10 protein-coding genes and 1 tRNA gene are annotated in these 13,531 nt (G+C 49.4%); 8 read left to right on the top strand and 3 right to left on the bottom strand.

What is annotated here, in order from left to right; all coding sequences use genetic code 11:
* The first annotated feature begins 325 nt into the window (after nt 1-325).
* Nucleotides 326-1,615, top strand: coding sequence for an NAD(P)/FAD-dependent oxidoreductase (locus ABGY95_RS07245; protein WP_347441020.1), 1,290 nt, complete (start codon nt 326-328; stop codon nt 1,613-1,615).
* Between the two features lie 921 nt (nt 1,616-2,536).
* Here the strand turns inward: ABGY95_RS07245 and priA are convergent.
* Nucleotides 2,537-4,759 (bottom strand): primosomal protein N', encoded by a 2,223-nt coding sequence (gene priA, locus ABGY95_RS07240; protein WP_347441019.1) that lies wholly within the window; start codon nt 4,757-4,759, stop codon nt 2,537-2,539.
* 123 nt (nt 4,760-4,882) lie between these two features.
* Between priA and ABGY95_RS07235 the strand changes: the two genes are divergently transcribed.
* The 4 genes from ABGY95_RS07235 (at nt 4,883) to ABGY95_RS07220 (ending at nt 7,095) form a co-directional block, all read left to right on the top strand.
* Nucleotides 4,883-5,059 carry a hypothetical protein gene (locus ABGY95_RS07235; protein WP_347441018.1) on the top strand — a complete coding sequence of 59 codons (177 nt, stop codon included), beginning with the start codon at nt 4,883-4,885 and terminating at the stop codon, nt 5,057-5,059.
* Nucleotides 5,060-5,161: 102 nt separating this feature from the next.
* Nucleotides 5,162-5,419, top strand: a complete 258-nt coding sequence (locus ABGY95_RS07230; RefSeq protein ID WP_347441017.1) for a hypothetical protein — start codon at nt 5,162-5,164, stop codon at nt 5,417-5,419.
* 282 nt (nt 5,420-5,701) lie between these two features.
* Nucleotides 5,702-6,124 (top strand): sigma factor, encoded by a 423-nt coding sequence (locus ABGY95_RS07225; protein ID WP_347441016.1) that lies wholly within the window; start codon nt 5,702-5,704, stop codon nt 6,122-6,124.
* A 38-nt stretch (nt 6,125-6,162) separates the two neighbouring features.
* A complete protein-coding gene (locus ABGY95_RS07220) occupies nt 6,163-7,095 on the top strand; it encodes a von Willebrand factor type A domain-containing protein (protein WP_347441015.1) in 933 nt (310 codons plus the stop codon).
* Nucleotides 7,096-7,204: 109 nt separating this feature from the next.
* Here ABGY95_RS07220 and dusB read toward each other — a convergent pair whose 3' ends face one another.
* Nucleotides 7,205-8,215, bottom strand: coding sequence for a tRNA dihydrouridine synthase DusB (gene dusB / locus ABGY95_RS07215; RefSeq protein WP_347441014.1), 1,011 nt, complete (start codon nt 8,213-8,215; stop codon nt 7,205-7,207).
* A gap of 53 nt (nt 8,216-8,268) precedes the next feature.
* Nucleotides 8,269-8,970: a C4-type zinc ribbon domain-containing protein gene (locus ABGY95_RS07210; protein ID WP_347441013.1), complete on the bottom strand. Its 702-nt coding sequence runs from the start codon at nt 8,968-8,970 to the stop codon at nt 8,269-8,271.
* Nucleotides 8,971-9,101: 131 nt separating this feature from the next.
* On the opposite strand from ABGY95_RS07210, the gene ABGY95_RS07205 reads away from it, so the two are divergent.
* The 3 genes from ABGY95_RS07205 to rpiB all read left to right on the top strand — a co-directional run bounded on the left by ABGY95_RS07205 (nt 9,102) and on the right by rpiB (nt 13,085).
* Nucleotides 9,102-10,676, top strand: a complete 1,575-nt coding sequence (locus tag ABGY95_RS07205; RefSeq protein ID WP_347441012.1) for a hypothetical protein — start codon at nt 9,102-9,104, stop codon at nt 10,674-10,676.
* A gap of 51 nt (nt 10,677-10,727) precedes the next feature.
* Nucleotides 10,728-10,814, top strand: a tRNA-Leu gene (locus tag ABGY95_RS07200).
* Between the two features lie 597 nt (nt 10,815-11,411).
* A complete protein-coding gene (rpiB, locus tag ABGY95_RS07195) occupies nt 11,412-13,085 on the top strand; it encodes a ribose 5-phosphate isomerase B (protein WP_347441011.1) in 1,674 nt (557 codons plus the stop codon).
* Nucleotides 13,086-13,531: the final 446 nt, after the last annotated feature.

Here is a 13,531-nt window from a genome sequence, read left to right as displayed (position 1 = left end):
GGGCTTCGTTGTTCTTCGCTCACGGATATGAATCCGTTCAATCATCACGCCTTGCCTTGCTTGAAATTCTTTCCAGCACCACCAACGCTAGTTGCCGGAGGTGCCCTTATGGTGAATTTTTTTGAAGTTTATTGATCTGTGATGAAGTGTGTTAGGAGTAATTTTTTTGTGAGGTTAATAGGTTTAGTGACTTCCTCTTGGGAGGTTTCCGCAATAGATAGTAGCCGATCAGAAGTTTGAGTTTTCAAATTTGTATGTCAGACTTTGTGAAAGAAATCACAAAGTCGTGCTTGTCTATCTAGTGTGGCGTGATTAGAGCCACGGGATGGCAGAGATTGAAGTGAAAAAGGTAGTGATCATTGGAGGTGGTTTTGCGGGATTGGAGTGTGCAAAGCAGCTGGCAAATAAGCCAACATTTGATGTCACTCTGATTGATCGGGCCAACCACCACTTGTTTCAGCCGCTGCTTTATCAAGTAGCGACGGCCACCCTACCAGCAAATGATATAGCACGCTCCTTACGCAGTATTCTGGCGGATGCTGGGAACATCACAGTGTTGATGGACGAGGTGACTGAGATCGACTCTAATGTGAATTTGGTTCACGGTAAGTCAGGTAAGGCTTATAGCTTCGACACGTTGGTTGTCGCCGCTGGTGCTAAAACTGGTTATTTTGGGAATGATCACTGGGCGCAACATACGCTGGGAATGAAGACTCTGGCAGAGGCTTATGAAGTATGTGAAACGGTTCTTAAGAATCTGGAGAAGGCCGAGTTGTCTGACGATAAAGCGGAGCAAGAAAAGCTCATGACCATAGCCATTGTAGGTGGTGGTCCTACTGGAGTTGAACTCTCTGGAGCATTTGTCGAACTTATACAGCGCTCGATGAGGCGTAATTTCAGACGCATCGATACCAGCAAGCTGAAAGTCATTTTGGTTGAAGCAGGGGCACGTATTTTACCGACATATGAAGCGGAAAGCTCAGCCTATGCCCAGAAGCGGTTGGAGAGTCTTGGGGTTGAAGTGCTGACCAGTACGATGGTGACTGACATTCAGGAGGGGCGAGTCATTACTAAAAGCGGTGAAATTTTAGCTGGTACTATTTTGTGGGCTGCTGGTGTGCAGGCGGAAAGCATCGTAGGGAAGTTGCCTGTGGAGGCTAACCGAGCAGGGAAGGTGACGCCAGAACTGAGCTTGGCATTACCAGGATACCCCAATATCTTTGTTGCTGGTGATGTGACCTTTATGAAAGATTCGAATGGTGTGCCAGTACCAGGTGTCGCTCCCGCCGCATCGCAAATGGGGCGCTTCATCGGTAAACTTCTAGTTAAAGAGGCAATTCCAGGCAACGCTGGAATGGAGCGTCCAGGTTTCGTCTACTGGGACAAAGGTGCAATGGCTATCGTCGGCCGCTCGCACGCAGTCGTAGAGTTTGGGAAAATCCAGCTTAAAGGATTTGTGGCGTGGCTCGCGTGGCTATTCATTCACATCCTTTTCCTCGTTGATTTCCGTTCTAAGCTTAGCGTTTTTATCCACTGGCTCTGGAGCTATATTACCAATGCTCCAGGAGTGCGTGTATTCGAGTACAAGCCCGAAGACTACAAAGACAATAAGTAACTCATGCTCATAGTATGAAGGTTTAGCGTGCCAGATTCCCTTTCTTTTGAGCGAAGCTGGAGCAAGCTATGCATGCGAGTATAGTGGCAGTATGAATCCATTGCTGCCGGTGAGCTCTTTCGTTCTTGCCGCAGAGCTAGCCAGAGCACTTTGTCTAGGCTGCGCCAGAGCATCTCTTGGATTCAGGTTTCTAATTGTGTGTCAGTCAGCAGGTTTAAGATTGGAGTGCTTTTTTTTGATGGGGTTATGAGATTCAGTACAACGTCGTAGTGTGGCTCGTATCGGTTGAAAGTTGACCTTTAAAGGGCTAACTTTTTGTCCTAAAGAGTCTGCAAATTCTTTGAATGGGGGCAGAGCTGCGGTACCGGTGAAAAAGAGTTCCTGCTCACTCAGTTTAAGTTTATGAATGCCCATCTCTCAGGCCAAGCGTAAGATAAGTTACGACTTTCGCTTGAGTTTTTTTGTGGTGCGATTTGCTCGTTACCAGCGAGAAATGCTAAAGGCCCATGCTCAGAAATTAGTGCCATTTTTGAAAGGATGTCGCTCACGCCAAATGGCTAAGTTTGTGCTCTGCGGAACATCATTCACTGAGCTGTCTCTGGGTATGATTGTGTGCAGATCAGCAAGAATATCTGATTGATGAGCCTTAAGTTGAATGAGCATAGAGTCGTCGGACTTACCTGAAAAGAGTCTCATGCTTATATAAATGCTCGAAAATCAGCAGAGGTTAGCAGATTTTTTATTGAGTGATAATTAGTCGTCCTCCATCGTGGCCACTAGAGCGGGCCTGAGGGCAAATGAGGGCTCTAGATTCTATTCTTTCAAACTACCCAAAATGTGGTGAACGCCGGAGTTCCAGCCAAGATGAGACTGCTGATTGAAGTAATAGGTGAGGCGGGAGAGCTTTCATGCGGTGTCCCACTAAAAGAACCCTAAGGCATCCATGTCAAAAATGATGGTCACGTCGTCTGGTGGTGGGGTGGCCGTTAGGATGCGTTTGACGTGTTGGTGCAGGGCGCGGGCCGATGTCGATTTCAGCATCAGGTGGTAGCGAAACTGACCGTGGGCTCGGGTGAGTGGGGAGGGCATAGGTTCCCCTAGCTCGACCTGCGGTGGGAGTTCTTTTTTCAGTCGTTTATGGAGGTTTTCTAGGGTGAACTCGGCTCGGCGTTCGTGGGTGGAGCGCGTTCCTAACAACGCGCAATGCGCGAAGGGAGGATAGACGAATTGATTGCGAAATTGAAGCTCTTGTTCGGCATAGCCATCGAAATCGTGATGCCTGGAAAACTGAACACTCGGGCTGTGTGGGGTGAAAGTCTGGATGATAACCTCGCCTTCGAGTTCCCCTCTCCCAGCTCTGCCTGCCACCTGTGTGAGCAACTGAAATGTGCGCTCGCCAGCCCGGAAGTCCGGCACGTGTAGTCCTAGGTCAGCATTGAGTACGCCGACCAGGGTCACATTGGGGAAGTGCAGTCCTTTGGCAATCATCTGGGTGCCGATGATGATGTCAATTTTATGCGCTTTGAATTTGTTGAGGGTGTCGCGCAAAGCGTTCTTGCGGCGCATAGTGTCGGCGTCGATCCTCGCCATTCTAGCTTTGGGAAATACTTTTTGAATGACCTCTTCGACCTTTTGGGTACCAAACCCTTGCAGGCGGATAGCCTCGTCGCCACAGCTAGGGCATTTTTTGGGTGGCAGCGATTGGTAGCCGCACATGTGACACATGAGCCTGTCTTCCGTGCGGTGGTAGGTCAGTGGGATGGCGCAATGTTGGCATTCGCAGACATGGCCGCAGGGCGGGCACTGGAGAGAACGGGCGAATCCACGACGGTTGAGGAAGAGGATGATTTGCTCACCATTCTCTAATTTCTTCTCCATCGAAACGCGTAATCTATCAGAAAGAATGGCCAGCCTACCCTTTTGCTTTTGCGCCTCAATCCGCATATCTAACACTCGCATGATGGGCAGGGCTTGAGAGTCGGCTCGTTGGTCGAGACGGACGAGTTCGTACTTTCCGGATTGGGTGTTTTGAAATGATTCTAGCGAAGGTGTTGCTGAACCTAAAACCACGACAGCTTTCTCAAAGTGGGCACGCAGCACAGCGATGTCGCGCCCATGGTAGCGGGGGGAGGTTTCTTGCTTGTAAGTGTTCTCGTGCTCTTCATCGACAATGATGATCCCCACGTCGGTGAGTGGCGCAAAAATGGCTGAGCGCGCACCAATGACAATCCTGGCTTCGCCCTTACGGATTCTATGCCATTCGTCGAAACGTTCGCCTTGAGAGAGGTGTGAGTGAAGGACTGCAACTTTGTCCTGCAGCCCAGCAAAACGCGATTTAAAGCGCTGCACAGTCTGTGGGGTGAGTGAGATTTCTGGTACGAGAACCAGAGCACTTTTACCTTGGTCAATAGCGTGCTGGACAGCCTGTAGGTAGACCTCGGTTTTTCCGGATCCAGTAACTCCGAGTAACAAAATAGGTTTTGGTACCCCTTTGTCGTTGGTGGCTGGGTTGACGATCTTCTCGAGCGCGACTTCTTGCTCAGGGTTGAGCTTGAGCGGCGCGCTTTCGAGGAATTCTTGGTCTTCGTCTGGGTCACGGCGCACTGCTTCTTGTTTCAGCACCACGTGGCCTTTTTTTTCTAGAGATTTTACCGCTGCAGTCACCGAGCCTCCACCGAGGTCTTTTAACGACATCATGCCGGAATTTGATTCGAGCAACTTGAGGATGATATGTTGCTTCGGTGCGCGCTTAGCTAGCTTATCTAGGGCCTCAGCATCGAGCATCTCCTTGATCTCTACAACCTTGCGGGTCTTTTCACTGTGCATGTCTTGCCGCACCGACTCGGGGAGCAGGGCGCGCATGACTTGCTCCAGGGGTGCCACATAGTAATCTGCAATCCACTTGCCCAGCTTCATCAGCTGAGGGGTGATCAGCGGCTCCGGGTCGATCAGTTTACTAACAGGCCGGAGGTTGTAGTTAGTCTGAGGTGGCGGACCAATGTCTAAAACAGTACCAGTCGAGTCACGGTTGCGCAGAGGAATGCGCACCCGGCAGCCCGTGACCACGGGCATCCCATCTGGGATCATATAGTCGAAGACCAGCTCGGATGGGCCGTCGATGAGGACTCTAGCGGATTGCTGCACTGCGTGAATGTGGAGAGAGAATGGGAATGTGGGAAGGGAGAAAAAGTAAATTCAACAGGAATAAATCCCCGAGCGAGGTGAAATATTTGTCCAAAAGCTTGAGAGCATACAGTATAAATAAGTATGAAATATCTGCTACTCATCCTATTCGCTCTTTGCTCAGTATCCTTTGGACAAGGAGAATACGTTCCAGAAGAAGGGTCGGTTGAGGAAAGCAAAGGGAAAAAATCGAAGAAGCTAAAAGTGGACTCTAGTTTGCCAATAGAGTTGATCCTAGGCGACTCGATTTCTATTGGCTAAACGGGCGGAGTAAAAAAGGCGCTCAAGGGCAAGGCCAACGTGATTCATAATCCAGGCAGTAGCCAATGAACAACCCACACAAAGGCTAATCTAGACAAGTGGTTGAAGCTGCAGACGTGGGATGTGATTCACTTTAGCCTAGGCTTGCACGATCTAAAGCACGTGGAAGTGGCTGGAACTTCGCAGAACTCCAATGACCCTAATGATCCATTTCAAGCGGACTTGGAAACCTACTCGACTAATATGGAGGAGATTGTTGGAAAGTTAAAATTCAGTGGAGCCACATTGATTTTTGCCACCACGACTCCTTATCCGGAGTGCGTTTCCCCATTGCGAGACCCACTTGGTGCAGCTAAATAGAATGCCGCTGCAGTAGCTCTTATGAAGAAGAATGCCATTCCCGTGAATGACCTCTATTCTTTAGCGTTGCCTTAGTTAGCTAAACAAGTGGCTGAACACATTTCCGCAGCGCTATCGAAGAAATAGCCGAGCGAACACACTCTCAATTTCTAATGCTCTCACCTCACTGGTAAGGGAATTTTTTGTGGTGGTTTTGATTTTTTCAGAAAAATCAAAACCGATGTCACAAATGTGATCGCCCGCGCCAATGCTAGATGAAAGACTATGGAGGCTCTAGCAACTATGAATCAAACTAAACAGGAAGCCTTTGCAGGATTGGCGCGTTTGCACCACCGCGAACTGCTTGTCTACGCTCGTGTTCTGACTCGCGAGGATCACCAAAGCCGAGATATCGTCCAGGAGTCCTTTGTGACTGCTTGGGAGAATATGGAGCGCTTTGATGTGACCCGTGACTTCGGTTCCTGGCTCCGCGGGATAGTCCTCAATAAATGGCGCGAAACCATGCGCCGCAATAACAAACAAATCGCTCTAGAGGACGATGCTCTAGAATCTTTGGAGGCTGAGATGCTGACCTGGCAGGAGCTGCGGCAGGATGGAGGCCCTGGAGTCTTTGTTCGCTTAGAAGACTGTATTGGTAAACTCCCTGAGGCGCTGGTGGGCGCTGTGAAGAGTTTTTATTACGAGGGCTTGGAGGCCAATCTGTAGCCAAATTAGATAAGTCTTCTAAAAGGGAGGTCGGCAATGTGCATCTAAGGGGCAACAGTCTTAAGCTACAGCCTCCATCCCCACGGGGGCGTCCACCAGTTGAGCGAGGACGTATTTCGGTTGAAAGGTATGATGCTCTCATAGACAATAAATGGACTGCTCCAACTGACGAGCGTTCCTCACTCTCGACCTTTGCGGTCGATGTCGATACCGCGAGTTATGCCAACATTCGCCGGATGATCCGGGATGGCCAAGCGATCCCTAAAGATTCAGTTCGGATCGAAGAAATGGTCAACTACTTTGACTACCAATACGCTCAGCCGACTGATCAACATCCATTTGCCGTCCACGTGGATTCCTGTGTCTCACCTTGGGATTCTAACAACCGAATCGTGAGGATTGGTATTCAAGGAAAAGAAATTGTCCGCGAGGAACGTCCAGCGACCAATTTGGTATTCTTACTGGATGTTTCCGGCTCGATGAATAGTGCGAACAAGCTACCTCTACTCAAAGAGTCGATGAAGTACTTGTTAGAGGAACTAAATGGGGACGACACCGTAAGCATTGTGGTCTATGCAGGAGCTTCAGGTTTGGCTCTTCCAGCAACCAAGATGGATGATGCCGGTCGTCAGAGAGTTTTGCAAAAAATGAACAGCCTGAGCGCTGGAGGCTCTACCGCTGGTGGGCAGGGGATTAAGCTGGCCTACAAGCAGCCAGACCAGAAAATGGAAGATGAAAGCACCTACCTCACAGTTCCATTCGTCGCCTCAGAGAATGCTGAGGCGTCTGATGATCTCACTTTCGCGACAGCAGTGGGGTTCTTCGGAATGGCTCTCCGTGATAGCCCATACCAAGCAAGTGGTGGAGCTAATATGGCGCTCCACTTAGTCAAAGCTGGTAAAGGAGCAGACGGAAAAGGTCAATGCGCCGAGTTCATCAAGCTCGTAAAGAAATACATCGAGAAAGAATAGTCTAACGCGTGTGGGCGTGAGCAATCAGCCAGTCCCCGAGCAATTGGCGGCTGGCTTTTTCGTAGCACGACCGTCCCGGTCGTTTCAAGCCAAAGCGAAGCCACCTTTCCTATTCACTCTCCGGCACAACATTGTCGTACTTTCCTGAGAGGTGATTTGCAGCGATATCTTCTAGTTCGCTCACTGAGACAACAGCACAGAGTTTCTGGCGCAGGGCTTTGGCTCCGCTGAAGCCTTTACAGTAGGCCATCAGGCGTGAGCGCATGGCCATCACAGTGTGGCGTTCTTCACCACCGTAGCGGTCAGACTTCGTGGCCAGTGTGCAGTGGCGGATAATGAGCTCCCAGCGTTCTTCGATAGTGATCGCTGGCAGGTGTTCGCCCGTTTCTAAAAAGTGTTTAGCCTCGCGGAAAATCCACGGGTTTTGCATTGCCGCACGGCCAATCATCAGGCCTGAAACTGCAGTAGTTTTCTTCCGCATCTCTATGTCTTCGCCGCAAGTGATGTCGCCATTGCCAATGACGGGGAGGTCGGTGGAGCGCGCGCATTCGTCGATGATGTTCCAGTTCGCTTCACCGCGGTAGCCCTGCGACCGGGTGCGTCCATGGATGGCTATCTGCTGCATTCCACAGTCTTCTAATGTCTTACAGACTTCGACAGCATTGATGCTTTTTTCGTCCCAGCCCACGCGAATTTTTGCAGTGACAGGAACTTGGTCGCCCACAGCCTTGGACACTCCTTCTGCTACCGAGGCTAGAAGTGGGCAGTCTTTTAAAAGAGAGGACCCACCATTCTTGGAGACCACTTTGCTCACCGGGCATCCAAAATTGATGTCGATGAAGTCTGGTTGTTTCCAATCGATGATTTTCTTTGCCGCTTCACCCATGCGTTGACCGTCAGCTCCGAAGAGTTGGACGCCGACTGGGCGCTGGCCTTCGTGGAACTCGGTGTACTTGCGGGTGCGGTCGTCTCGTTGCATAATTCCCTCAGCCGAGACGAACTCGGTCACCATCACATCCGCACCTAGCTCCTTGCAGATCGTGCGAAACGTCACGTCAGTGACCCCAGCCATTGGGGCGAGGAAAAGTGGAAACTTGTCGTTGTCGAACCAGGGAAGCACAGATTTGATAGTTGTGTTGTTATTGTCAGGTTGGAGTTTCGGACTCCTGGAAATTAGACTGAGTAGAGGATGCGTCCGCAGTTCTCGCACTGAGCAATCGCTTTTTCAGCCTGCACATTGACCATGGTAGTCTGTGTCACCTTCATGTGGCAACCTTTGCATTGTGAGCCTTTCAGCGGAGCTACGGGGTCGTTTCCTTTACTCTTGAGGAGGCGGTCGTAAAGAACCACGAGACTATCGTCAACCTTTTGTACGAGCTCTGCGCGCTCGGCGAGAACCTCGTTGAGGCGAGCTGTGCTCTGAGTGCCCTTTTCCTCAAGAGCGACAATGTCGATGTCGACGAGCTTTTGAGTTTCAGCAAGAGCTGCGCTTGCCATTGCATGGTTTTCGCGGAGGGTGTCAGCTTTCTCCATGAGCTCCAGCTCGATGGTTTCTAGCTCATCTACCATTTCTTCGTAGCGAATAGCGTCATTAGCTAGAGCTGTGTATTCTTCGTTCTTTTTTGTTTCGAACTGCTGGACCTTGATCTTAGCGATCGAGTCGCGACGGGTCGCGATGTCGAGCTCCACATTTTTTATGGCCACTTCATTTTCTTGGTAAGCCAGCTTGGCGTCTGCCACAGCTTGCTTGTCTGAGCTTAGTTTGTCCTCAGCTCTGGCTTTATCGCGTGGGATTTTAGCAAGTTCTTGTTTGAGGGCGTGGATCTTCTGATCACGGTCTTGGACGATGAGTAATGACTCTACTTCAGGTAGCATGCACAAGAGGTAACTGCGATAGCGGGGGAGGGCAAGTGCTCTATAGCATAGTTAAGTAAATTTTGTGGCTCGCCATACTCACAGGCAACGATTACTATGTAAGTTATCAAAATTTGACTAAATCCTGATTCATGAGTGAAATCAAAATCCGATGTCCAAAATGTAAAGAATGCTTCGATGTCAGTGGAGAAATGATGGGTTTTCCTATAGAATGTGCGGCGTGCCAGCATCCGTTTGATCTATCCAATGAGCATGTTGATAAGCTTGCAATACGCCAATTTCCTGGAGACAAGGCTCAGGGGCTGAAGGGCTTTTCTAAGAGAATTCCGAATGTTACTAATGGCTCGGAGGTGCATTTCCGCACCGCTTCCTATGACCAAGAAATGGATCCCAATGCAATCATGCCGCTTGGGCCGAGACGCTTATTAGCTATTTCTGCTGGAGTCACATTGATGGGCTTAGTCATCCTTTTCTTTGTTTTGGGTAACGGGGAACTTGGAGCAATGACTGACGTGGCAGATGATAAACGTTGGGTTTTAGCTGGGTTTTCAGCATTGGTCGGTAGTTTGTTGATCATATTTGGTTTTCGTAAATACCGCACATTTGGCGTGATTTTTGCGCTAGTGCTAGCAACAGCAGTTTGCAGCATGCCGATTATTTATCCGGCTCAGTTATCACCAGTCATCATAGGTTCTAATACGGAAATAATGCCGTCCGAACCTTTGACGTTGGATCCTGATGCTGAGTTGTTAGCATACAAGATTAGTATCGGCTACGCATCGGTCCAGTCCAAAATTGCTCAGGCTGCAGACCCCGAAAAAGTAGTCGCAGTAGCTCTGATGCGGGCCAAACCCGCGTACTTAGATACGATTAAAGACTACCTGGCGAGAGCGCTCAATACCGATGAAGTTCCGCGAGTTTATACAAACCGTGAGCTAAATGACCAACCATGCATTTTACTCGTTTACCTAAATAGTAAGCAACCACTTGAAAAGGCCGCGCTATTGATCGGTGAATTCGGAACAGTGATGAAAGTAAGAAAAGACCTCCAAATTGTAGAGGTGGTGGTCGAACCCAGCACCTTCAAAAATTCTAAGTTTGACGTCTTAGTCGATGACGAGAATCCACAATTTTATCAAGCAAACCTAGCCGAGTTAAAGCATATCGATCAAGAACGCCAGCTAGCAGCGGTTCAGCGACTTTCCAAAACTCAAAAGTTCTTCCTGCGTGCAGACATAGCGCGACAATTTCAGACGCTCATCGAGCTAGAATCACTAGAGCTAAAGCTTGCAGCAGTAGAGGCACTCGCTCGATGGGATAGGGCCGACCAAGATAATGCTTCAGCATTGATCGTATCTCAGGCCCGAAAATTTGCTGTGAATCAGAAAATTGTTCCTCAGAGTTATCTCAACTACTTACTGGAGCAAAAGGTAGAAGAGGTTGGCGATATCCTCCTTTATGCATGGATGAAGGAACGTGTTTTACACGAAGTTACGTTGATCAGAGCTGGCAAAATCGCTGAAGTAGCTTTGATCGATATGTTGCCTGAGTTGGAACCTGTTGAGTTGGATTCCGCCGCTAATGTGCTCCGCAAGATAGGAACGTCAGATGCCCTTCCTTCGTTACTCATTGCATATGAATTAGCTAACGAGGATGTGAAAAAGTCTTTGAAAGCTACCATTGACGAGATCAAATCTCGTGAGTAGTCTCCGCATCGCAGTTTGCAAACCGGCTAATCATTAGCCGATTTAGCATAAGCCACCGTGGCGGAATTGGTAGACGCCGCAGACTTAAAATCTGCTGTCCTTCGGGGCGTACCGGTTCGAGTCCGGTCGGTGGTACCACTTGCATTTCAATTAGTTACGCGTTTTTGTTGGTCGCGTTTTTGTTGTTGGGGTACTGCGTGGCCGTTTTTAAGGGGGAAATTTCAGGGTGCGTCCTATGTGGTCATGAAATCTAGAAAACATACTCAGCGGGCGATAAATCGCTTAACTTAGATTAATGACTTTTTACCTACATATGCTGCGAGATCGAAATGAGTACCTCATCAAAATTATAGTCTGATCTGAGTGACAAGAATCTCATTGGGATGCATTTTTTATCAAAATTGGCATGTGGTATATGTATGCAATGGTTGAGTAGTAGCTAGTCTGAGGTAATTTAAGCGGAAAGGCTAAGCATTGGGAGCTGATTGCAGGGGTGGATGTCATCATGGCTGTGTGTGTTCTGAGTGTGTGTAGCTGCTCTCAAGAGAAGTGCTTCAGCCAGCTTGTCCAAATGCTTGATGGATTGGTAGTGCCACTAAGGGCTATATGAGCCATTAGCGGAGAGTTCTTCGTAAATGTATGTAAAAAAGCGTGTCACACTTCATTTGGCGGTTGCGTTTTTGGTCAACATAAGGAAAGTCACTGGGAGCCTAATTTCCAATTTTACACACAGTTATGAGTGAATCCAGATACCGCATTGCTATCGGCGCCGACCACGGCGGAGTAGACCTAAAAGACGCCATCGCGCGCCACCTCATGTCCCTCGGCCATGAAGTAGCCGACTATGGCACCCATTCCAATGATTCCGTAGATTACGCCGATTTCGCTAACGAAGTGGCGATCGAGGTGAGCCAGCAGCAATTTGACTGTGGTGTTCTCGTTTGCACCTCAGGTGTCGGTGTCAGCATGGCGGCGAACCGCTTCATCGGCGTGCGCGCAGCCAATGTGCAATCAGTTACAGACACAGTGGTGTCCCGTGAGCACAACGACGCAAACATTCTTTGCCTCGGTCAGAAACATGTGGACGAAGCGACAGCGCTCGCCATGGTGGGGGCATTCCTCGAAACTGAGTTTGAAGGCGGTCGCCATGAAACTCGCCTCACCAAGGCGTCCGGCAGCGCTATCGCAGTTTCCGATCCAGCAATTTTCCAAGCCATCCAAGAAGAAGGACTACGCCAGCGCAATAACATCGAGTTGATCGCGTCTGAGAACTTCACCTCCCGCGCGGTGCAGGAAGCTCAAGGGGGGCTCCTTACTAACAAGTATGCAGAAGGTTACCCAGGACGCCGTTGGTATGGAGGTTGTGAACACGTTGATGTGGTTGAAACAATCGCGATCGATCGACTGAAGGAAATCTTTGGCGCTGATCACGCAAATGTGCAACCGCACTCTGGTTCGCAGGCAAATACAGCTGTGTATTTCTCGGTGCTCAAGCCGGGTGATAAGATTCTCACTATGGATCTTGCCCACGGTGGTCACCTCACTCACGGTCACAAGGCAAATTTCTCAGGTAAGTTTTACGAAGTTCAACACTACGGTGTGAGCGAGACCGACGAGCGTATCGACTACGATGCGCTTGAAGCCGCAGCAGTGGAGTTCCAGCCAGCACTCATTACGACAGGCGCGTCAGCTTACCCACGTGAAATCGATTTCGAGCGCATGGGGCAGATAGCGAAGAAGGTTGGAGCGTATCTCTTCGTGGACATGGCACACATCGCCGGTCTCGTAGCAGCAGGTGTGCATCCGAACCCAGTGCCGCACGCAGATTTTGTGACTTCTACCACCCATAAGTCCCTTCGTGGACCACGTGGTGGTGTGATTCTTTGTAAGGAAGAACACGCTAAGAAGATTGACTCCACAGTATTCCCTGGTATTCAGGGTGGCCCGCTCATGCACGTGATCGCAGCTAAGGCAGTGTGCTTCGGTGAAGCGCTCAAGCCCGAGTTCAAGGAGTACTGCGCACAAGTTGTAAAGAATGCACAAGCTATGGCAGGACGCCTCGCTGGGCACGGCTACCGCATCGTTTCTGGTGGCACAGACAACCACCTCTTCTTGATGGATTTCCGCCCTAATGGGCTCGATGGCTCTATCGTTTCCACTGCGCTCGACGAAGCGGGAATCACAGTAAACAAAAACTCTATCCCGTTCGATACAGCTGGACCATTCAAGCCGAGCGGAATCCGTATCGGTACTCCAGCAGTCACGACTCGTGGCATGAAGGAAGAAGACGTCATCAAGGTGGCTGACTTGATTCACGCTGCTATCGAAGGTCGCGAAGACGAAGCTAAGCTCGAAGAAATCCGCAACGAAGTCTACGACTTCAACCGTGCGTTTCCGCTTCCACGCTAAAAATCAGCGAAAAATTCAAATAAAAAGCCACTACTCAGGTTCTGCGTGGTGGCTTTTTTGTAAGACTCTGTGATCCACTGGCAGCTCGATATAGTTGCCATTATTCTTTTTCGCCGGAGAGGGAGTCGGATGAGTGGAGGGCATCACTTGGGGTTCTGGCCCATGCTTGTCTAATAAATTTTTTTCTGCTTTGGGGTGGCCCAATAAGCGGAATCAGCTTTTTAGCTTATTCTGGAGCGCTGTTGAGACGGATGTTTTGAGAAAGGTAGCTGAGTATTTTTGAGGCTGCAGCTTATCTGTCACCAGCATTGTAGAAGTCTCGTTCTATTTACCAAAGGAGTTATTTTTTCATCATATTAATGGGGCGGGAAATCAGGCAGCATAAGAAATTTTTGATGAGTTGAAATATTTCTGAATCCTCGTCTGCCTCTTAGCCAAACTCCTGA

This window comes from Rubritalea sp., assembly GCF_039830215.1.
Lineage (GTDB): Bacteria > Verrucomicrobiota > Verrucomicrobiia > Verrucomicrobiales > Akkermansiaceae > Rubritalea.
This window is presented reverse-complemented; position numbering and strand designations above follow the sequence as displayed.